Source organism: Agromyces sp. H66 (genome assembly GCF_004959775.1).
Classification (GTDB): domain Bacteria; phylum Actinomycetota; class Actinomycetes; order Actinomycetales; family Microbacteriaceae; genus Agromyces.
The window spans coordinates 472,082-490,626 of the sequence record NZ_SJZG01000002.1 but is presented as its reverse complement, the minus strand read 5'-3'; the positions used below and the strand labels follow the sequence as shown (position 1 = coordinate 490,626).

22 protein-coding genes are annotated in these 18,545 nt (G+C 71.5%); 12 read left to right on the top strand and 10 right to left on the bottom strand.

The window, feature by feature from the left end; translation table 11 throughout:
* Positions 1 to 7 precede the first annotated feature (7 nt).
* Positions 8 to 901: a LysR family transcriptional regulator gene (locus tag EZM51_RS05655; protein WP_136707250.1), complete on the bottom strand. Its 894-nt coding sequence runs from the start codon at positions 899 to 901 to the stop codon at positions 8 to 10.
* A 70-nt stretch (positions 902 to 971) separates the two neighbouring features.
* On the opposite strand from EZM51_RS05655, the gene EZM51_RS05650 reads away from it, so the two are divergent.
* Genes EZM51_RS05650 through EZM51_RS05640 form a run of 3 tightly spaced genes read left to right on the top strand, consistent with a single transcriptional unit; the run spans position 972 to position 4,258 of the window.
* Positions 972 to 2,129 carry a TDT family transporter gene (locus tag EZM51_RS05650; RefSeq protein WP_136707249.1) on the top strand — a complete coding sequence of 386 codons (1,158 nt, stop codon included), beginning with the start codon at positions 972 to 974 and terminating at the stop codon, positions 2,127 to 2,129.
* Between the two features lie 43 nt (positions 2,130 to 2,172).
* Positions 2,173 to 2,640 carry a nitroreductase family deazaflavin-dependent oxidoreductase gene (locus EZM51_RS05645; RefSeq protein WP_248305478.1) on the top strand — a complete coding sequence of 156 codons (468 nt, stop codon included), beginning with the start codon at positions 2,173 to 2,175 and terminating at the stop codon, positions 2,638 to 2,640.
* 34 nt (positions 2,641 to 2,674) lie between these two features.
* Positions 2,675 to 4,258, top strand: a complete 1,584-nt coding sequence (locus EZM51_RS05640) for a DUF6798 domain-containing protein (RefSeq protein WP_136707248.1) — start codon at positions 2,675 to 2,677, stop codon at positions 4,256 to 4,258.
* Here the strand turns inward: EZM51_RS05640 and EZM51_RS05635 are convergent.
* From EZM51_RS05635 to fdxA, 4 genes are all read right to left on the bottom strand, one after another.
* The gene (locus tag EZM51_RS05635) at positions 4,244 to 5,407 is read right to left on the bottom strand and encodes an NAD(P)-binding domain-containing protein (protein ID WP_248305493.1); all 1,164 of its coding nucleotides are present in this window, start codon (positions 5,405 to 5,407) and stop codon (positions 4,244 to 4,246) included. The two genes, EZM51_RS05640 and EZM51_RS05635, sit on opposite strands and share 15 nt — an antisense overlap.
* A 217-nt stretch (positions 5,408 to 5,624) precedes the next feature.
* On the bottom strand, positions 5,625 to 6,257 hold the full coding sequence (locus EZM51_RS05630) for a superoxide dismutase (RefSeq protein WP_136707246.1): 633 nt from the start codon (positions 6,255 to 6,257) through the stop codon (positions 5,625 to 5,627).
* A gap of 32 nt (positions 6,258 to 6,289) precedes the next feature.
* Complete coding sequence (locus EZM51_RS05625) at positions 6,290 to 6,823, bottom strand: flavin reductase family protein (RefSeq protein WP_136707245.1); 534 nt, start codon at positions 6,821 to 6,823, stop codon at positions 6,290 to 6,292.
* Positions 6,820 to 7,146, bottom strand: a complete 327-nt coding sequence (fdxA, locus tag EZM51_RS05620) for a ferredoxin (RefSeq protein WP_136707244.1) — start codon at positions 7,144 to 7,146, stop codon at positions 6,820 to 6,822. Before fdxA ends, EZM51_RS05625 begins: the two co-directional genes overlap by 4 nt.
* 115 nt (positions 7,147 to 7,261) lie before the next feature.
* Here fdxA and EZM51_RS05615 point away from each other — a divergent pair, with 115 nt between their 5' ends.
* Positions 7,262 to 7,939 carry an NUDIX domain-containing protein gene (locus EZM51_RS05615; protein WP_136707243.1) on the top strand — a complete coding sequence of 226 codons (678 nt, stop codon included), beginning with the start codon at positions 7,262 to 7,264 and terminating at the stop codon, positions 7,937 to 7,939.
* A 33-nt stretch (positions 7,940 to 7,972) separates the two neighbouring features.
* On the opposite strand, the gene EZM51_RS05610 is transcribed toward EZM51_RS05615, so the two are convergent.
* Entirely contained in the window at positions 7,973 to 9,076 is a 1,104-nt protein-coding gene (locus EZM51_RS05610) for a class I SAM-dependent methyltransferase (protein WP_136707242.1), read from the bottom strand.
* A gap of 183 nt (positions 9,077 to 9,259) precedes the next feature.
* A complete protein-coding gene (locus EZM51_RS05605; RefSeq protein ID WP_136707241.1) occupies positions 9,260 to 10,912 on the bottom strand; it encodes a LuxR family transcriptional regulator in 1,653 nt (550 codons plus the stop codon).
* An 80-nt stretch (positions 10,913 to 10,992) separates the two neighbouring features.
* Between EZM51_RS05605 and EZM51_RS05600 the strand changes: the two genes are divergently transcribed.
* Positions 10,993 to 11,451, top strand: a complete 459-nt coding sequence (locus EZM51_RS05600; protein WP_136707240.1) for a DUF2867 domain-containing protein — start codon at positions 10,993 to 10,995, stop codon at positions 11,449 to 11,451.
* 11 nt (positions 11,452 to 11,462) lie between these two features.
* Here the strand turns inward: EZM51_RS05600 and EZM51_RS05595 are convergent, their stop codons facing one another.
* From EZM51_RS05595 to EZM51_RS05585, 3 genes are read right to left on the bottom strand one after another with little or no spacing between them, the layout of a single operon-like run.
* Positions 11,463 to 12,326 carry an endonuclease/exonuclease/phosphatase family protein gene (locus EZM51_RS05595; protein ID WP_136707239.1) on the bottom strand — a complete coding sequence of 288 codons (864 nt, stop codon included), beginning with the start codon at positions 12,324 to 12,326 and terminating at the stop codon, positions 11,463 to 11,465.
* Positions 12,323 to 13,009, bottom strand: a complete 687-nt coding sequence (locus tag EZM51_RS05590) for a helix-turn-helix domain-containing protein (RefSeq protein ID WP_136707238.1) — start codon at positions 13,007 to 13,009, stop codon at positions 12,323 to 12,325. Before EZM51_RS05590 ends, EZM51_RS05595 begins: the two co-directional genes overlap by 4 nt.
* Positions 12,999 to 13,427 (bottom strand): group III truncated hemoglobin, encoded by a 429-nt coding sequence (locus EZM51_RS05585; RefSeq protein WP_136707237.1) that lies wholly within the window; start codon positions 13,425 to 13,427, stop codon positions 12,999 to 13,001. Before EZM51_RS05585 ends, EZM51_RS05590 begins: the two co-directional genes overlap by 11 nt.
* 67 nt (positions 13,428 to 13,494) lie before the next feature.
* Between EZM51_RS05585 and EZM51_RS05580 the strand changes: the two genes are divergently transcribed.
* The 7 genes from EZM51_RS05580 (at position 13,495) to EZM51_RS05555 (ending at position 18,534) form a co-directional block, all read left to right on the top strand.
* Positions 13,495 to 14,016, top strand: a complete 522-nt coding sequence (locus tag EZM51_RS05580; RefSeq protein ID WP_211195819.1) for a hypothetical protein — start codon at positions 13,495 to 13,497, stop codon at positions 14,014 to 14,016.
* A gap of 1 nt (position 14,017) precedes the next feature.
* Complete coding sequence (locus EZM51_RS05575; RefSeq protein WP_136707236.1) at positions 14,018 to 14,398, top strand: DUF952 domain-containing protein; 381 nt, start codon at positions 14,018 to 14,020, stop codon at positions 14,396 to 14,398.
* Complete coding sequence (locus tag EZM51_RS05570) at positions 14,395 to 15,060, top strand: flavin reductase family protein (RefSeq protein ID WP_136707235.1); 666 nt, start codon at positions 14,395 to 14,397, stop codon at positions 15,058 to 15,060. The genes EZM51_RS05575 and EZM51_RS05570 overlap by 4 nt, the downstream gene beginning before the upstream one ends.
* On the top strand, positions 15,050 to 15,202 hold the full coding sequence (locus EZM51_RS20485; protein ID WP_169053799.1) for a hypothetical protein: 153 nt from the start codon (positions 15,050 to 15,052) through the stop codon (positions 15,200 to 15,202). Before EZM51_RS05570 ends, EZM51_RS20485 begins: the two co-directional genes overlap by 11 nt.
* Positions 15,195 to 16,235 carry a DUF561 domain-containing protein gene (locus EZM51_RS05565; protein ID WP_136707234.1) on the top strand — a complete coding sequence of 347 codons (1,041 nt, stop codon included), beginning with the start codon at positions 15,195 to 15,197 and terminating at the stop codon, positions 16,233 to 16,235. Before EZM51_RS20485 ends, EZM51_RS05565 begins: the two co-directional genes overlap by 8 nt.
* A 112-nt stretch (positions 16,236 to 16,347) precedes the next feature.
* The gene (locus tag EZM51_RS05560) at positions 16,348 to 16,977 is read left to right on the top strand and encodes a flavin reductase family protein (RefSeq protein ID WP_136707233.1); all 630 of its coding nucleotides are present in this window, start codon (positions 16,348 to 16,350) and stop codon (positions 16,975 to 16,977) included.
* Positions 16,978 to 17,151: 174 nt separating this feature from the next.
* On the top strand, positions 17,152 to 18,534 hold the full coding sequence (locus EZM51_RS05555; RefSeq protein ID WP_136707232.1) for a Xaa-Pro peptidase family protein: 1,383 nt from the start codon (positions 17,152 to 17,154) through the stop codon (positions 18,532 to 18,534).
* The last annotated feature ends 11 nt before the right edge of the window (positions 18,535 to 18,545 follow it).

Here is an 18,545-nt window from a genome sequence, read left to right as displayed (position 1 = left end):
GGATGCCTCAGCTCGAGGCCACGGCTTCGAGGAACGCCCTGGCGTTCGAGTCGAGGACGCCGTTCCAGATCGCGGTGAGCGGACGGACGAGAGGGACGTCCGCCGGAACCACGGTCATGCGCCCGGCGGCGACGTCGTCCGCGATGAGGGCACGGCTCACGACGCCGGGAGCGACACCGCCGATGATCGCCGCGCGGATCGCTCCCGTCGACGACAGCTCTGCTGCGGGGGCCGCGAGGTCGGGGAGGCCGCGCTCCGCCAGGGCGAACTCGAGGGTGGTCCGGGTGCCCGACCCCCGCTCGCGCATCACGAGTGGGGTGCGGGCGAGTTCACCGGCGCCGAGTGGAGTGCTTCGCCCGGCCCATGCGTGCGTCGGCGCGACGGCGATCACGAGGGGGTCGGCGCCGACGACGGTCGACTGCAGATCCGGCGGGATGGTGGGGGACTCGATGAGGCCGAGCTGGGCCCTGCCGTCGCGGACCCGGGTGACGACCCACTCGCTGTTGCCCGAGGCGAGGTGCACGTCGGCCTCGACGCCCCGCGAGCGGAACGCGGCGATCCAGCCCGGCATGTACGCCTCCGCGACCGACTGGCTGGCGGCGACCATCAGCGCGTGACGCCCGCCCGCCGCGAGCGTGGCCACCGAGGCGAGGAAGGCCGCCTCGGCTGCCAACACCGGTGCACCCCATTCCACGATCAACTGTCCCTCGGGGGTGAGCGTCGACCCGCTGCGGCTTCGGTGGAGCAGGTTCAGTCCCATTCGCTCCTCCGCGGCGCGAATGCGCGCGGAGACCGCCTGCTGCGACATCCCGATCTCGACGGCCGCGGCGCCGACGCCGCCGGCCCGTGCGATCGCGTCGAGTGCACGAAGCGTCACGAGGTCGATGCGCGGAGTGGTCACAAGCGATCATTGTGCCACCCCAAATAGGATCCTCTACCGCGCGTTCGCCGCCCGGCGAAGCATGGAATGCATGACCGCAACGCTCGATCAACTTCCGTCGCAGCCGGTGCCGATCCGCCGGCGGGCGCTTCTGCGCGACCTCGCGCATCCGCGACAGGCGGTGGCGCATCTGACGCCGAACTGGTTCGCGTCGATCATGGGCACCGGGATCGTGGCCAATGCCGCGGTGACGCTGCCCCTGCAGTTCCCGGGCCTGCGGCCGGCGGCCACCGCGGTGTGGGCGTTGTCGAGCGTCCTCCTGGTGGCGCTGCTCATCGCCACCGCGCTGCACTGGCGGCTGTATCGCTCCACGGCGCGCACGCACCACCTGAATCCGGTCATGGCCCACTTCTACGGGGCGCCGCCCATGGCGCTGCTCACCGTCGGGGCGGGAACGCTGCTGCTCGGCCGGGACGTGCTCGGCGAGGAGGTCGCCGTCGCGGTCGACTGGGTGCTCTGGAGCACCGGAACCGCGCTCGGCCTCGTCGCAGCCGTCGCGGTGCCGTACCTCGCCTTCACACGACACGACGTGCAGCCCGAGAGCGCGTTCGGTGGTTGGCTGATGCCGGTGGTGCCACCCATGGTGTCCGCATCCACGGGTGCTCTCCTCGTGGCATACCTCCCCGAGGGACAGGCCCGCGCCACGATGCTCTGGGCGTGCTACGCGATGTTCGGCCTGACCCTGGTGAGCTCGATCGTCATCATCACCCTGATCTGGTCGCGGCTCACCATGCACAAGATCGGCCCGGCAGCCATGGTTCCCACGCTGTGGATCGTGCTCGGACCCCTCGGGCAATCGATCACGGCGGCCAACCTGCTCGGCGGGACCGCGCATCTCGCGGTCGACGCCTCCACCGCGCAGGCGCTGCTGCACCTCGGGGTCGCCTTCGGGGTGCCGATGCTCGGGTTCGCGCTGCTGTGGGCCATGCTGGCGCTCGCCATCACCGTGCGCACCGCGCGGGAGCACCTGCCCCTCACGCTCACCTGGTGGTCGTTCACCTTCCCCGTCGGCACCTGCGTCACGGGGATCAGCGGGCTCGCCCTGCATACCGGGCTCGACGCGCTCGCGGTGCTCGCGATGATCGCCTACGTCGCGCTCGTCGCCGCGTGGCTGCTCGTCGCGGCGCGCACCTTCCACGGCAGCGTCATCCGGGGCACGCTGTTCCTCCCGCCGCGCCCGGCGGCCTGACGTCGGGGAGAATCGACGCGTGAGGTGCATGCTGCCCAGGTGGATGCGACGGATCGTGTCGAGTGCCTCGCACTCGGCGTTCTTCGGCGCCGTCGGGCCGACCGTCATGCCGCCGCTCGAGCGTGCCTATCGCGTCGTCACGCGGCGGGCCGGGCCGATCAGCGAGCTCGCCGTGCCGTCGCTCGTGCTGCACACGACAGGCGCGCGCACGGGGCTCCCGCGACGAGCGGAACTCATCTGCGCTCCGGATGCCTCGGATCGCACGCTGTTCGTCGCGGGGAGCAACTTCGCGAGGCCGCGGCATCCGGGATGGACGTACAACCTCATCGCGTACCCCGGCGCCGAGGTCGAACGCGGCCGCCATCGCACCCGGGTCACGGCGACTCTGCTGACGGGGGCCGAGCGGGAACAGGCGTGGGAACGCCTCGATGACGTGCTGCCCGGTTACCGGCGCTACGAGCGCGCCGCCGGGCGGGAGTTCCGGGTCTTCCGCCTCGAGCCCGTGGCGTGATGGCCTGGACGCAACGCTCTGACATGCTGTTCGGGTGAAGGCGTCGGGGAGCACGGTCGTGCGCGTGCAGTCCGGACTCGCCCGGGTCGCTCGGTGGCCGTGGCCCGAGGTCGCGCTGATCCTGGTCCTCGCCTTCGCGGCGCCGGTCGTGGCCCCGATCGTCGGCAACCAGAACCAGTACCTCGCGCACGTGCTCGCCGACCGCGGCACCGCGCTCGACGCCGACTGGTTCGTCGGCACCGTCGACCCGTACCCGTTCTTCACCGCCGTGCCGCGTGCGGTCTTCGACGTGACGGGCCTCACCGGCATCCGGATCATGGCGTGGCTGGCGACGGCGGTGTGGTTGACAGGGATCTACGGACTGGCCCGCCTGCTGGCGCCGCCGGCCCGTCAGCGCTGGGCCGCCGTCGCGGCCACCATCCTGGTGGCCGTCACCATCGCGCCGATCCTCTCGCGGCTGCCGATCCCGTGGGTGAACCAGTTCTCGGCGTTCAGCGGATTCGCCGGCCAGTATCTCGGCGGATACCTCCAACCGAGCGTGTTCGGATGCCTCCTCCTCGCCGCCTTCCCGCTCTGGCTCGTCGGCCGGCGTGCCCCGGCCGGCGCCCGACTGAAGCCGACGGTGGCCGCGGTCAGCCTCACCGCGCTCGGCTGCATGCTGCATCCGACCTATCTCGTGGTGGTGGCCGTCGGGCTCGCAGCAGCCGTGATCGCGGACCTGTGGAAGCGCGACGCCTCGCGACTCGGATGGTACGCACTGATCGGGATCGGCGTACTCGCTCCCGCGCTCGCGGCCAATCCGTCTCTGCTGGCCATCGGCGGAGCGTCCGGCGAATCATCCGAGGCGATGCAGCGCTTCGCCTTCGAGCGCATCGCGCACCATACGCTCTGGACGAACTGGCCGAGGAGCGACCTCCTGTACATCGCGCTCATCACGATCGCCGCCGGGTGGCTGTGGCGGTCGGGCACGAGCGCCTGGCTCGCCCGTTGGCTCAGCGCGGGGCTTGCGTTCGCGTTGGCCGGCGCCGTCGTCGTCGAGCTCACCCGGTCGTCGACGCCGGCGCTCCTGTTCCCGTGGCGGATCAGCGTGTTCCTGGTGCCGATCGCCGCGACCGCGCTCGCGGTCGCCCTGGCCGTGACGGTCGGCCGCGCGCTGAGCCGATCGTGGCTTGGCCGGTCTGCCGAGCGCGGCCGAGGGATCGGCTGGTCCGTCGCCGTTGTCGCGGCCCTTCTCCTCGCCGTCCTCGGCCTCCTCGCCTCCTCGCGCTCCGTTCCGCCGACGACCTCCGACGACGCGGTCGCGCTCGTGAGGACCTCGGAGGTCACCGGCGTCGGAATCGTCCCCCTGGCCGAGGAGAACATCCGCCTGAACGCCGCGGTGCCGATCTACGTCGACTGGAAGTCGCCACCGTACGCGAGCTCCGACCTCATCGAGTGGTGGACACGGGTCGACCAGGTTCGCGCGGTCGAGCGCGATGCCGAGACCTTCTGCACCACCGCGTGGCGACAGCGGATCGAGTGGATGCTCCTGCCCGCGGACCGCGCCACGCCCACGTGCGCCGCCGACTGGGCGACCGTGGGCGAGACCGACGCGTGGCGCGTCCTACGCCGTCCGTGACCTCGAGCCCGCCCCGAGCCGCTTGACGATGCCGCTCACCGCGGCCCGCCCGGCCCGGTTCGCGCCGATCGTCGACGACGACGGGCCGTAGCCGATCAGGTGCACGCGCGGTTCGGCCGCGACCTGCGTGCCGTCCATCACGATGCCGCCGCCGGGCGCGCGCAGGTGCAGGGGCGCGAGGTGGTCGAGCGCGGCTCGGAACCCGGTCGCCCAGAGGATGACGTCGGCGGGCAGGAACGATCCGTCAGCCATGCGCACGCCGTCGGGCTCGATGGCGGTGAACATCGGATGCCGCTCCAACGCGCCGCGAGCCGCCGCGGCCCGGAGCGACGGGGTCCACAGCAACCCTGTGACCGAGACGACACTCTGCGGCGGCAGCCCCTGGCGCACGCGCTCTTCGACGAGCGCGACCGCGTCGTGACCGGCGCGGTGATCGAACTCGTCGTCGCGCCATTCGGGCGCACGACGGGTGAACCAGGTCGTCGAGGTCACCTTCGAGATCTCGTCGAGGAACTGCACCGCCGAGATGCCGCCGCCCACGACGACGACGTGCTGTCCGGCGAACTCGCTCGCCGCGACATAGTCCTTCGTATGCAATTGCCGCCCGAGGAACGTGAACTGCCCCGGATACACCGGCCAGAACGGCCGGCTCCAAGTGCCCGTCGCGTTGATCACGGCCCGAGTCGACCAGAGGCCGACGGATGACTCGACCGTGAGTCGCCCGGCCGGGTCGTCGTCCTCGCGGCGCACCGCCGACACCGTCACAGGCCGCAGGATGGGCAGGGCGAGTTCGCGCTCGTAGTCGCCGAAGTACCGCGTGAGGAACGCCGAGCTCGGCTCGGCGGGGTCCACCTCGGGCTTGGCGATGCCGGGCAGGTCGCTGATGCCATTGACGGTCGCCATCCGCAGGCTCTGCCAGCGGTGCTGCCAGGCGCCTCCGGGGCCCGTCTCGGAATCGAGCACGATGTAGGTGCCGGCGGCCGAGCCCGGTCCGGCGCCGAGCTCGGCGCCCGCGGCATCCGACGCCGGCACGAAGCCCCGACGCCGCAGATGGTACGCGGCGGAGAGTCCAGCCTGCCCGGCGCCGATCACGACGACGTCGGCCGTGCGAGCCGCGGTCGCGGACGAGCCGTCGACGCGGGGGCTCACGAGGGTGTCGGTCACGCCAGGATGCAACGCCCGATGGCCCACGAGGCTTCCCGAGCGGGCTACGGATGCCCCGCGCCGCCGATGGCGGCGATCAGCGCGCCGATCGCGGTGAGGCCGACGATCGCGGCCAGCCCGTACCGCCGAACCTGCACCGCGAGGAGGGCGTGCGAGAGCCGCCGGCGCGGGCGGCGCCGGCGGCTCAGGGGCGAGCGACCGGTCAGTTCGCGCCCGGGACGATGAGTCCCTGCGTCGCGGTGCGGGCCCGTTCGAGGCGGGACGCGACATCCGACCAGTTCGCGATGTTCCAGAACGCCTTGACGTAGTCGGCGCGCACGTTCTTGTAGTCGAGGTAGTACGCGTGCTCCCACACGTCGAGCTGCAGCAGCGGCGTGACGCCGAGGGGGGCGTTGCCCTGCTGGTCGAAGAGCTGGAAGACCACCGGGCGGGCGCCGATCGAGTCCCACGCGAGCACTGCCCAGCCCGAGCCCTGCACGCCGAGGGCGGTGGCGGTGAAGTGAGCCTGGAACTTCTCGAACGAGCCGAACGCGTCGTCGATGGCGGAGGCCAGCTCGCCCTGCGGCTCGCCGCCGCCCTCGGGGGAGAGGTTCTGCCAGAACACGCTGTGGTTGACGTGGCCGCCGAGGTTGAACGCGAGGTCCTTCTCGAGCTTGTTGACGTTCGCGAGGTTGCCCGATTCACGCGCCTCAGCGAGCTGCTCGAGGGCCGTGTTCGCGCCGGTCACGTAGGCCTGGTGGTGCTTGGAGTGGTGCAGCTCCATGATGGTCGCCGAGATGTGCGGCTCGAGCGCGGCATAGTCGTACGGCAGGTCGGGGAGGGTGTACGCGGTCATGGTGATCCTTCCTTTCGAGGTGGCGGAGTGCGTCAGAGGTCGGGGGCGTCGGGGTCGAAGCGGTGGAATCTCCGATCGTGGTACATCAGGGGATCACCCGGCGCGCCGGGGATGACGTCGAGCACCTCGGCGACGACGAGCGAGGAGCTGCCCACCGGCACCACGTGCAGCGCGCGGCACCGGAACGCGGCACGCGCGTCGGCGAGCAGCGGCTCGCCCGTCGCCAGCGTGGTCCAGCCCTGCTCGGGCGTGAAGCGGGGGGCACCCGAGTGCGCGAACACCCGCGCGAGGTCGGCGTGCCGATCGGCGAGGAAGTGCACGAGCATGGTGTCGGCCGAGAGCAGACCACCCGCCGAGCCAGTGGCGCGCGTGACCGAGAACGAGATCGACGGCGGATCGAGGGCGACGGATGCCACGCTCGACGCCGTGAGTCCGACCGGCCCCGTGTGCGTCGACGCGGTGATCAGGGTCACGGACGCCGGATGGGTGCGGAAGACGTCCTTGAGGGCCGCGGCGCGGGCGGCCTCGTCGACGGCGGCCGCGGCATCCGTCGTGCCGTCCGTCATTCGTGGCCGCCCTGCGGCGGCAACGCGGCGATGAGCGGGTGGTCCTTCGGGATCATGCCGACCTTCGCGGCGCCGCCCGGCGAACCGATGTCGTCGAAGAACTCCACGTTCGCCTTGTAGTAGTCGGCCCACACGTCGGGCAGGTCGTCTTCGTAGTAGATCGCCTCGACCGGGCACACCGGCTCGCAGGCACCGCAGTCGACGCATTCGTCGGGGTGGATGTAGAGCGAACGTTCGCCCTCGTAGATGCAGTCGACGGGACATTCGTCGATGCACGCCTTGTCCTTCAGGTCGACGCACGGCAGTGCGATCACGTAGGTCATCGGGTGCTCTCCGGGCTCAACACACGCATCACCCCAACGTACGACCTCAACCATGCTTGAGGTCAAATGCGCCGCCACGAGACGACGCACAGGGGAAAGTCCGTAGGGTGGATCCATGCCCGCCGTGACCGACCCCCGCGCCGAGCTCGCAGCGCTGTGCGAGCGCGGTCTCGACTGGGCGCTCGAACTGCCACGGGTGCTTCCCGATGTCTCGAGCGCGCGCCCGGCCGCCGTGCTCGTGCTCTTCGGGGTGCTCGACTCCGTGCCCGCCTCGTCGAACGGCCACGTCCCTCGCGACCTCGACGTGCTGCTGCTCCGTCGTGCCGCGACGCTCGGCAGCCACCCGGGGCAGATCGCGTTCCCGGGCGGGCGGCTCGAGGCATCCGATTCGGGTCCGATCGCGGCCGCGCTCCGCGAGGCCGCCGAGGAGACGGGCGTCGACCCCGACGGCATCGAGCCGCTCGGCATGCTGCCCCCCATGCCGGTGCCCGTGAGCAATCACCTCGTGACCCCCGTGCCGGCGTGGTGGACACGCCCCTCGCAGGTGGCCGCGGTCGACCACGACGAGTCCGTCGACGTGTTCCGGGTGCCCGTCGGCGACCTCATCGCACCGGCGAACCGCGCGAGCACGGAGCATTCGTTCGGCGAACGCAGGTACCGCGCGCCGGCGTTCGCGGTCGGCGGCCGGGTCGTCTGGGGGTTCACCGCGATCGTGCTGTCGCGCATGTTCGACGAGCTCGGCTGGTCGGAGCCGTGGGACGAGTCGCGCGTGGTGGAACCCGACCGCGGGTAGCCGAAGCCGCCGCGCGGTCGGGTCGCCGGTCTCCTACTTCGTCGCGACGAAGTAGGAGTTGAACGGGTCGGACTCGACGTCGGCGACCGCGACATCCTCGAAGCCCGCCTCGGCGAGCATGCGCCGGGCCAGCTGGCCGCCCCAGGCGGTGCCCAGGCCGTCGCCGTCGAGGCCGAGCGACACGCTCATGCAGTGGAACATCGAGATGGCGTAGAGGTAGCTGCCCCACGGCAGGCCGATGTTGTCCTCGACGTTGCTGGACGCCTTGATGTCCACCATGAGGAAGACCCCGCCGGGCCGGAGCGCCTCGCGGATGTTGCGCAGCACGGTCGCCGGGTGGGCCTGGTCGTGGATCGCGTCGAACGCCGTGACGGCGTCGAACGCCTCGCGTGCGTCCAGGGCGGTCACGTCGAAGAGCTCGAACGTCGCGTTCGTGAGCCCCATGCGCTCGGCCTCGGCGCGCGCCTGGCGGATGGCCGGCTCGGAGAAGTCGTAGCCGGTGAAGCGGCTGGCCGGATAGGCCGCGGCCATCAGGTTCACCGCGTGGCCGGCGCCGCAGCCGATGTCGGCGACGTCGATGCCGGCGGCCAGGCGCGCGGGCAAGTCCGGCGCCAAGGGCAGGATGACGTCGATCAGGGCGGCGTCGTGCACCGCGGCACTCGTCTCCGCCATGTTCCGGTGGAACAGCGGGTAGTCGGCGTACGACAGCCCGCCGCCGCGGCGGAACCGCTCGATGATCGGCTGCTCCACCTCGCCCATCATCGAGATGTGCTGCATGAGCAGCGCCAGGTTGTTCGGGCCGGCGGCCGGGGTCAGCACGGCGGCGTGTTCGCGCGGCAGGTGGTACGTGCGACCCACCGGGTCGTAGTGCACGACGCCCGCGGTCGTCATGCCGCCCAGCCACTCGCGCACGTAGCGCTCGTCGAGGTCGCCGGCATCGGCGATCTGCTCGCTGGTGGCCGGGGGCAGCTCGCTGAGCGAGGCGAACAGCCCGGTCTGGTGGCCGACGCTGGTCAGCATGGCGATGGCCGCCGAGTTCAGGATGTCGAGGTAGCGTCCGGCGAAGGCCGTGACGGCCTCGGGGTCGATCGGCTCGACAGCGGTCGGTTCGGTGGTGGTGAGGTCGATCGTGGTCATGTCGTTCCTTGCTCGAGGTGGTCCGGAGGTGCTCCGGAGTTCTGGATACGACTCGACGCTATGGACGGCAACCCAGCGACGAATCGGCCATGCGACGCAATCGTGCGGAGGTGCCGATGGGTCGTTTCACGCACGCAGGCGCGGCGGATGGCGCGACGACGGGTAGCGAGGCGGAGGGCGCGACTACTCGCTGCGTGGGCGCAGGTCGTGCTCGTGCGCCCACGCCGCGGCCGCCGTGCGGGACGAGACGCCGATCTTGGCGAAGATGTTCGCGAGGTGCCGGCCGACCGTGCGGTGACTGATGAAGAGGGCTTCCGCCGTGGCCTTGTTGCTGGCACCCGAGGCGATGAGCGCGAGCACGTCGGCCTCGCGCTCGGTGAGCCCGCCGGGCAGTGGGCCCCGGCCGCCGAGCCGCTCGACATCGGGGAGCGCGCCGAGCTCGCGATAGATCGAGAGCGCGGTCGCCTCGTCGGCCGCGGCGGCACCCGGTTCGCCCATCCCCGCGTGCGCCCTCGCCAGCAGTTCGTACACCCGACCCGTCTCGTACCGCGCGTGGAGCGCGCGGTAGTCCGTCGCCGCGGCGCGCAGCCGGGGCAGGGCATCGGCGAACCGCTCCTGCGAGATCATCACCGACGCCCGCGCCTGCGCGGCCCACGCCCGGAAGCCGATCGTGCCGAACGCCGCGGCCGTCTGCTCGAGCTCGGCGCACAGGCGCTCCGCCTCCTCACCGCGGCCGAGCGCGAGAGCGAGCTCGACGCCGGCGCCCAGGAGCCTCGCGGAGGCGAGGCGATCGCGTCCGGCGAGCGCCGCGCGCAGCCCCGACCACGCCTCGGCGGTTCTCCCCTCGGCATGCTGGAGGAGCGCCTCGCCCGGCTGCGGCTCCATGCCGAGCTCACGGGCGCGGACGTAGGCGTCGCGGGCGCCGTCGGTGTCGCCGCGCAGGCGCCGCAGCTCGCCCAGCTCGTAGAACGCCTCCCGCGCCACCCAGTTGTTTCGGCCGACCAGCTCATGACTGCTGCGCGCGATGGCCTCTTCGGCGAGGTCCCAGCTGCCCTCGACGCTGAGCAGCTGCAGTCGGTGCAGGCGGCAGATGCCCGAGTAGACGACCTCGCCCTGGAACTGCTCGCACCACTGCTCGGTGGCGTCGGTCCAGGCGCGCATCCGCGACAGGTCGGCCACGTCGTGGCAGGCGTGGATCACCGTGCAGTACACGTCGCCGGCCCACTCCGGCGGCATCTGGCCGGCCAGCACGGGGAGCATGGCCTCGTCGAGTTGCGCGAACCCGGCCGCCGGGTCGCCGTCGCGGATGTCGACCAGCCCCGCGAGCACCAGTCCCAGCGAGGTCAATTGGGGGGCGCGCAGGCGTCGGCCCAGGTCGTGCAGCCTCGTCGCGGCCTCCCGCACGGGCCGCAGGTTGTCGCCGGCCGGGTCGCCCGTGACCCCGAGGTACAGGTCGATGGAGGCGTCGAGGTAGATGAGATAGCCGTGCTCGGCCGACTCCTCCAGGTCTTTGAGGATGCGGCGGGCGCGATTGGCCCAGCCCGACGCGATCACGAGGTCGCCGCGGATGAACCAGAGCAGGCCGAGGTTGAGCGCCTTCATGGCCGCGCGGGCGAGATTCCCGTCGTGCTGGTACCGGTGGTAGACGTCCTCGGAGAGCTCGAGCGAGTCCTTGACGTTCCCGACCCACCACGTGGCGCTTCCGAGGAGATCCAGGTCGGCGGTGCTGAGTTCGGAACGTGACCGCGCGTGCTCGAGATTCTGGTACGCGGCGTGCCAGTCGCCGCGTTCATACGCGGCGCGTGCCGTCGACAGCAGCGCTTCGAGCTCGTTCATCATGGGACTCCCGGTCCAATGTAGCCCCGCGCGGGCCTTCGGCGGCATGCACGCCGTGCGAGCCGGCGTAGCGTGGACGCATGACTCACCCGACGGTGGCTCCTCCCTTCGTCGACGAGCACTCCGTGGTCATCGACGCGAGCCGCACCACCGTGTGGCCGGCGTTGCTGCGCATGGTCGAGCGAGCGGCGCCGGGCAGGTTCGCACGATTCCTCGGATGCCTCGACACCGAGGCATCCGGCCCGCGCCCGCTCGCCCTGGGCTCGGCGGTGCCTGGATTCCACGTCGTCGCCGTCGACGAGCCCGGCGAGCTCGTGCTCGCCGGCCGGCACCGCTATTCCGACTACGAGCTGGTCTTCCGCGTCGACGATCTCGGGACCGGTCGGAGTCGAGTGCGCGCCGAGACGCGCGCCGTGTTCCCGGGAATCTCGGGCCGGCTGTATCGCACCATGCTCGTCGGCACGCGCGCCCACGTCCTCGCCACGCGCCGCATGCTCGCGAAGGTGAAGCGCGACGCGGAGTCCTCCGCGATGCACTGACGAACCGCGAGTCAGTCGCGGGCGGCGTCGGCGGTGGGCTCGCTGAACCGGAGCACGGCCTGCACCGGTTCGTGGTCGGATGCCGCGGCGCCCTCGAAGCGCACGGCGTTGATGCCCGTGCGCAGCACGTCGACGTTGGGCCCGGCGAGGATGAGGTCGATGCGCTTGCCGCCCACCCGGCGGCGACGATAGTTCGAGAACGTTCCCCATTGCGGGCCGAGGCGTTCGTCCGCGACATCCCATGCGTCGCGGAGCACGCCGTCGCCCTCGAGCCGCCGGTGCACGACCGAACCGGCGTCGGCGTTGAGATCGCCCATCACGACGAATCCGGCGTCGGGATCGGCGGCGTGCTCGGCCAGCACGAGGTCATGGATCATCAGGGCGGCCGCGTTCCTCGATCGACGTGAGACATGGTCGAAGTGGGTGTTGAAGACGGCGAGGCGGCGCTCGGTCGCGACATCCGTGAAGTGGGCGGACACGACGATCCTCGGCACGAGGTTGCCCCAGGTGCGGGATCCGGGCAGGTCAGGGGTCGCCGAGAGCGCGCGCTGATGCCACCTCGAGAGCGTCAGCCGCTGCGTGTCGTAGAAGATCGCACAACGCTCGCCCTCGCCCGACTTGTTGCGCCCGTGCCCGACCCAGTCGTAGTGCGGGCCCAGCGACTCGGCGACGAAGTGCACCTGGTCGGCGAAGGCCTCCTGCACGCCGAGGACCGTGGGCTGTTCGGCGGCGAGGATGCGCCGCACCAGCCACTTCCGCCGGTCCCACCGGTCGGGGCTGCTCGGTCGGAGGTTGCGGAAGCGCCGGCGGACGTTGTACGTCATCACATGCACGTCGGGCGCGTCCACCGGGCCGATGAGCACCGGATCCTTCATTCGTCCAGCGTACGGCCGCCGGAGCCTGCGAGCGTGACGAGGCACAGCTCGGGTTCGACGAAGGGGATGAGTTCCGTACGTCGATCGCCCCCACGGCGCTGCATGAGCTGCTCGATGAGCCCCCGGTGCACCGAGCACACCACCTGCGGGTGATCGCGTGCGGCGTCCCGGAACGGGCACGCGCGCAGCCTGATGACGTCGTCACCGGCGACGAGCGGATCGAAGCCGAGGCCGTCGAGCACGCGCACGAGCGTGTCGACGTCGCTCGCGTCCGCGTCGCCGGCGCCTTCGACGCCCGAGCCGCCCTCCGCAGGCATCAGCGCGTCCGCCCACCGGCGACCCGCCTCGACCGATCTCGCTCGACCGTCGGGCCGCTCGGCGAGCGCCGCGGCGAGCACGTCGATGAGCTGCTCCCGGCTGTCGTCGTCGGGGCTCGACGTCGCGACATACCGGATGCGCGGCCGTCCGCGCCGCGGTTCCGCTCCGACCTGGCGTCGCACGAGCCGCGCCGCCTCGAGCTGGTCGAGGTGGAAGCGCACCGTGGTCACGTGCAGCGTGAGCTGCGTGGCGATGGTGAGCGCGTCGATCGGGGTTCCCGAGTCGGCGACCGCGCCGAGCACCCGGCGCCGGGTGCTCGACGCGAGCACCGCGTGCACGTCGCCGGTCACGGACTCACGGCGCATCCGCCGGCTCCCGGAGGCCGATCGATTCGAACTCGCTGCCGGAGCGGCCCTGCATGCGGCGGCTGATCGAGCCCGCGATGCGCTCGGCCTGCAGCTTCGCGAGCTCGGCCTTCTCACCGCGGAACAGGTCGTCGACGGTGCGCACCCACAGCTCCAGCCAGCGCGCGAAGTGCTCGGGGAGCAGTGGATGCCTGGCGTTCAATGCGAGATGGACCTGCAGGGCGTTGCGCCGGTAGAGCCCGGCGTTGAAGAGCACCGTCTCCCAGAAGTCGCACATGATGGGCAGGTGGTGGTCGAGGTCCATCTTCGCGACGTCGGTGAAGATGCGGCCGATGAGCGGGTCGGCGAATGCCCGCCGATAGAACTCGCCGACGAGGTCGGCAACGTCGTGTCGGTCCTGCAGGTCGCGCGTCGTCATACTTCCACGCTAATCGATTAAACCGGATAGTGTTGCGGTTAAATCAACCTTGGACGGTGAGCGCGACGTGACCCTTCGACGTGAGCCCCTCATCGAGCGCGATCCCCTCGCGCCCGACGAGGCGAAGACCCCGGCACTCGTGGATCGGGTGGGCCGAGCCGGCTTCGCGGTCGGCGCCGCCCTCATCGTCATCGGCGGCCTGGTCGCCGCGGTCACCGGCCCGCTCGAGCTCGCGAAGGGCAGCTGGCTCGCCGCGTATCTCGTGCTCGTCGCCGGGGTCGCGCAGTGCTGCCTCGCCGCGCAGCACCGGGTGCTCCGAACCGCGGATGCCTCGGCCGCTCGGCTGCGTGCGACGCTCGCCGCGTGGAACGGCGGCAACCTGCTCGTCATCGTCGGCACGCTCACGGCGACGCCGATCGTCGTCGATGCCGGAGGCGTCCTGCTGCTGGCCGCGCTGGTCGCCGCGATGGCCGCGACCTGGGCGCACCGGGCACTGGCTCGCGCGGTCCTCTACCGCGTGATGCTCGCCGCCCTCATCATCAGCATCCCGATCGGGCTGACCCTCGCCCACGTCCGAGCGGCGGGCTGACATGGGCGGCCGACGCATCCACCACGTCGCGATCGAGGACGACTGGGGGATGAGCCAGTTGCTCGGCCAGTACGAGGTCTCCACGCGCGGACGCTCGCTCGACGACGAGGGATACCTCCGCGCGTGCGACGCCGCGGGCGTGCAGCGCGTGCTCGACGAGCGGTACGCCGACCTGCACCTTCCGGTGGTCGTGGTCGTGCTCGATGCGGACGCGCTCGTGGCGAGCGGCGTGCCGGTGGAGGCATCCGACGATCGTGGCGGCGTCCGGGTGCTGGGCGCGATCGAGTCGAACGACCCCGCGATCGTGATCGACGTCCTGCCGGCCGTCCGCGACGGCGACCGCTGGCTGGCACCGACCCAACTCAGCGGACCGGAGGCATGAACGGCGTGAACCAGGCGAACGACCTCGACGACCCCACCGATGACCGACGGGTCATCCGACCGAAGATCCTGTACGTGGGCACGCCGGTGTTCCTCGTCGCGAGCGAGAACCCCGACGGCTCCGCCAACCTGGCGCCGGCGTCGTCGTACTGGGCGCTCGGGCAGATGCTCGCGCTCGGCCTCGAGACCGACGGGCAGACCGTCGAGAACCTCCGGCGGCTGCCGCAGCTCACGGTGAACTTCCCCTCGGGGTCGCACTGGGAGGCCGTCGAGCGCCTCGCCGCGCTCACGGCACGCCACCCGGTGCCGCCCGCGAAGTCAGACCGGTATCGCCACGAACCCGAGAAGTTCGCGGCGGCGGGACTGCACGCCGAGGCATCCGACCTCGTGACGCCGCCGCGCGTGCGCGAGTGCGCGCTGCAGTTCGAGGCCGAGGTGCGCCGCATGACGCCCGGCTGGAACGACGACTACGTGCTCGTCGAGGCGGAGGTCGTGCGCGTGCACGCCGCACCCGGCATCGTCGCCGACGGCGACCACATCGACCCGCGAGCGTGGCAGCCGCTCATCTACAGCTTCAAGCACTACTTCGACCTCGGCGAGGAGCTCGGCTGGACGCGCTCGAGCCCCACCGCGCCGCAGCGGGCGGTGGCCGATGCCCGCTGAATACGGCGGCGATGCCGTCTGCTGGCTCGGTCGCGTGTGCCCCGAGTGCGGCGCCATGACCGAGGGCGCACCGGATGCCGCGACGCGGCCGTGCTGGCACTGCGGGGCCGTTCCGGCCGAACAGGAGACCGACGATGCCTGACCTCGCGGAGCTGCTCGGCGTCGAGCGGCCGATCGTGCTCGGACCGTTCGGCGGACTCTCGTCGATCGAGCTCACCGCCGCCGTCAGCGAGCGGGGCGGACTGGGCTCGTACGGGCTCTACGGATACGACCCCGCACGCATCCTCGAGACGGCGGCGGCGCTGCGGGCCGCCACCGACCGGCCGTTCGCCCTCAATCTCTGGGTGCCGCACGACGAGGTGGAGCAGGTGCCGGCCGAGGAGTTCCAGCGATACGCTCGCGCCCTCCTGCCGTTCTTCGATGAACTCGGGCTCGAGCTGCCCGAGCGGCCCGACCGGTACCTGCCACCCTTCGAGGCGCAGCTCGACGCCGTGCTCGAGGCGCGGCCCGCGGCGGTGAGCTTCGTGTTCGGCGTTCCATCGGCAGCGGTCGTCGAGGCTGCACACGCGATGGGGATCGCCGTGGTCGGCACCGCGACGAACGTCGACGAGGCGGTCGCGCTCGAACGCGGCGGCGCCGACGCGATCGTGGCGACCGGGCCGGAGGCCGGCGGGCATCGCGTGTCGTTCCTGCGGCCCGCCGAGGAGTCGCTCGTCGGCATCTTCGCCCTGCTGCCGCAGGTGGCCGACGCGGTGGAGGTGCCCGTGATCGCCGCCGGCGGGATCGCCGACCGGCGTGGCGTCGCCGCGGCCTTCGCGCTCGGCGCCTCGGGCGTGCAGGTCGGCACGGCGTTCCTGCGCACCGAGCAGTCGGCCACGACCGACGCGCACCGCCGGGCCATCACGCAGACGCCGGCGCACGGCTCCGTGCTGACCCGCGCCATGAGCGGACGTCTCGCTCGCGGCATCCCGAACCGTGCCATGCGCACGATCGAGGCTAGGGGAGTCGTTGCGCCGTTTCCGGTGCAGAACTGGCTCACCGGGCGCTTCCGCGCCGAGGCCGGCCGACGCGGTCTCGGCGAGCTGCAGTCGCTCTGGGCGGGCCAGGCCGCAGCGCTCGCGCGCGAGGCCGACGCCGGCGCGGTGTTCGACGAGCTGGCGGCGGGGCTGCCGTAGCGTGGCCTGGCTCAACTGAGGAGATCGCGCCGTCTGCGGTCGCCCGCGTCGGGTTCGACCTCGGTTGCCGTGATCTCCTCAGTTGCGAGGGCGGCCCGCCTAGTCTGGACCGGTGAGCATCCTGCACAGCTACGAGCCCCGACTCGGCCACGGCCTCGCGCACGATCCGCTCAACCAGATCGTCGCGCCGCGCCCGATCGGATGGATCTCGTCGCTCGCCGCCGACGGCACGCGCAACCTCGCGCCGTACAGCTTCTTCAACCTGTTCAACTACCGGCCGCCGATCATCGGCTTCTCGAGCACCCGCTGGAAGGACTCGGTCGCGAACATCTCCGAGACCGGCGAGTTCGTGTGGAACCTCGCGACCCGGTCGCTCGCAGAGGCGGTCAACGCGACCTCATCCGAGGTGCCGGGCGACGTCGACGAGTTCGACCTCGCCGGGCTCGAGGCGGTGCCGTCGACGCTCGTCGCGCCGCCGCGGGTCGCCGCGACCCCGGTCGCGTTCGAGGGCCGGGTGAGCGCGATCCACCGGTTGACGGATGCCTCGGGCAGCGAGCTCGACGCCTGGCTCGTGCTCGGCGAGGCGGTCATGATCCACATCCGGCGCGACCTCGTGGCGAGCGGCATCTACGACACGGTGGCCGGCGAGCCGATCCTCCGCGGCGGGGGACCGGCCGACTACTTCACGATCAGCGAGGGCGCCCGGTTCCGGATGCGGCGGCCCGGGGCATCCGTCAGCTGACGTCGCCCTGAGCCTCGAGGCGGTCCGCCGCGCGCAGCACGTTTGCTGCGGAGCCGGGTCGGGTGTGTGTTCAGTCTCACTGGTGGCAGCCGCTGATCTGCTGTCTGCTGTACATTGAGACTGGACAATTGCCGTCATGCTTCACGGCCGCCAGGCCCTGACCAAGGGGATTCGATGAAGAACACGGGCACGACCGGGACGAACGCGGTCGATTGGGAGGCGCGGGTCGACTTCGACCGCCTCCGCGACGACCGACTGGGCCGGCTGAAGGCGGAGCTGGAGCGGAGCGAGATGGGCGCGGTGCTCGCGTTCGACTTCTCGAACATCCGCTACATGACCGCGACGCACATCGGCACCTGGGCGATGGACAAGCTGATCCGGTTCAGCCTGTTGACGCGGAACACGGATCCGATCTCGTGGGACTTCGGCTCGGCGGCCAAGCACCACAAGCTCTACAATCCGTGGCTCGACGTCACCTCGGCCGAGCTGGACGCCGACCCGAACGCGCCGCACGAGGGAGCGAAGCGGCCCCGCCTCGAGAGCGGCGCGCGGGCCGGCATCTCGACGCTGCGCGGGGCGTTCCCGCCCGACGCCGAGATCGCCGAGGGGGTGGCGAAGAAGGTCAAGCGCGAGCTCGATAAGTTCGGCGTCGCCGGCCAGCCGCTCGGCGTCGACGTGATCGAGTTGCCGATCCTGTTCGCGCTGCAGCGAGAGGGCATCGAGGTCGTCGACGGGCAGCAGGTCTTCATGGAGGCCCGGCGCATCAAGACCGGCGACGAGATCCGCTTGCTCACGCAGGCGGCCTCGATGGTCGATGCCGCGTACGAGGAGCTGTACCGGTTCCTCCGCCCCGGGGTACGGGAGAACGAGGCGGTGGGCCTCGTGGCGAAGACCCTGTACGACCTCGGCTCCGAGTACGTCGAGGGCGTCAACGCGATCTCGGGGGAGCGGTGCTCGCCGCATCCGCACGTGTTCTCCGACCGCCTCATCCGACCGGGCGATCCCGCGTTCTTCGACATCCTGCACTCGTTCAACGGCTACCGCACCTGCTACTACCGCACGTTCGCGGTCGGCTCGGCGAGCTCGGCGCAGCGCGACGCGTACAAGAAGGCGCGTGAGTACATGGACCGGGCGATCGCGCTCGTGCGTCCCGGCGCGACGACGGCCGACATCTGCGCGGTCTGGCCGAAGGCCGAGGAGTTCGGCTTCCCCGACGAGGAGGCCGCGTTCGCCCTGCAGTACGGGCACGGCGTGGGCCTGTCGATCTGGGAGAAGCCGATCTTCTCCCGGCTGGTGTCGTTCGAGCACCCCGAGGTGCTACAGGAGGGCATGGTCTTCGCCCTCGAGACGTACTGGCCATCGGCCGACGGCTGGGGCGCGGCGCGCATCGAGGAGGAGGTCGTGGTCACCGCCGACGGCTGCGAGGTGATCACCAAGTTCCCCGCCGAGGACCTGATCGTCGCCGGCCAGCGGTACTACGCGGTCGGGGGCCCGCTGTCGCTCGAGCGCGACTCCCAGTCGCACCTGAACACCACGTGGGGCCGCGGCGAGGCGTGAGCGGCACCGGG

Coding starts and splice junctions, on each gene's coding strand:
- EZM51_RS05650 (WP_136707249.1), top strand. CDS start 972: ATGACCGCAACGCTCGATCAACTTCCGTCGCAGCCGGTGCCGATCCGC.
- EZM51_RS05645 (WP_248305478.1), top strand. CDS start 2,173: ATGCGACGGATCGTGTCGAGTGCCTCGCACTCGGCGTTCTTCGGCGCC.
- EZM51_RS05630 (WP_136707246.1), bottom strand. CDS start 6,257: ATGACCGCGTACACCCTCCCCGACCTGCCGTACGACTATGCCGCGCTC.
- EZM51_RS05625 (WP_136707245.1), bottom strand. CDS start 6,823: ATGACGGACGGCACGACGGATGCCGCGGCCGCCGTCGACGAGGCCGCC.
- fdxA (WP_136707244.1), bottom strand. CDS start 7,146: ATGACCTACGTGATCGCACTGCCGTGCGTCGACCTGAAGGACAAGGCG.
- EZM51_RS05615 (WP_136707243.1), top strand. CDS start 7,262: ATGCCCGCCGTGACCGACCCCCGCGCCGAGCTCGCAGCGCTGTGCGAG.
- EZM51_RS05610 (WP_136707242.1), bottom strand. CDS start 9,076: ATGACCACGATCGACCTCACCACCACCGAACCGACCGCTGTCGAGCCG.
- EZM51_RS05605 (WP_136707241.1), bottom strand. CDS start 10,912: ATGAACGAGCTCGAAGCGCTGCTGTCGACGGCACGCGCCGCGTATGAA.
- EZM51_RS05600 (WP_136707240.1), top strand. CDS start 10,993: ATGACTCACCCGACGGTGGCTCCTCCCTTCGTCGACGAGCACTCCGTG.
- EZM51_RS05595 (WP_136707239.1), bottom strand. CDS start 12,326: ATGAAGGATCCGGTGCTCATCGGCCCGGTGGACGCGCCCGACGTGCAT.
- EZM51_RS05590 (WP_136707238.1), bottom strand. CDS start 13,009: ATGCGCCGTGAGTCCGTGACCGGCGACGTGCACGCGGTGCTCGCGTCG.
- EZM51_RS05585 (WP_136707237.1), bottom strand. CDS start 13,427: ATGACGACGCGCGACCTGCAGGACCGACACGACGTTGCCGACCTCGTC.
- EZM51_RS05575 (WP_136707236.1), top strand. CDS start 14,018: ATGGGCGGCCGACGCATCCACCACGTCGCGATCGAGGACGACTGGGGG.
- EZM51_RS05570 (WP_136707235.1), top strand. CDS start 14,395: ATGAACGGCGTGAACCAGGCGAACGACCTCGACGACCCCACCGATGAC.
- EZM51_RS20485 (WP_169053799.1), top strand. CDS start 15,050: ATGCCCGCTGAATACGGCGGCGATGCCGTCTGCTGGCTCGGTCGCGTG.
- EZM51_RS05565 (WP_136707234.1), top strand. CDS start 15,195: ATGCCTGACCTCGCGGAGCTGCTCGGCGTCGAGCGGCCGATCGTGCTC.
- EZM51_RS05555 (WP_136707232.1), top strand. CDS start 17,152: ATGAAGAACACGGGCACGACCGGGACGAACGCGGTCGATTGGGAGGCG.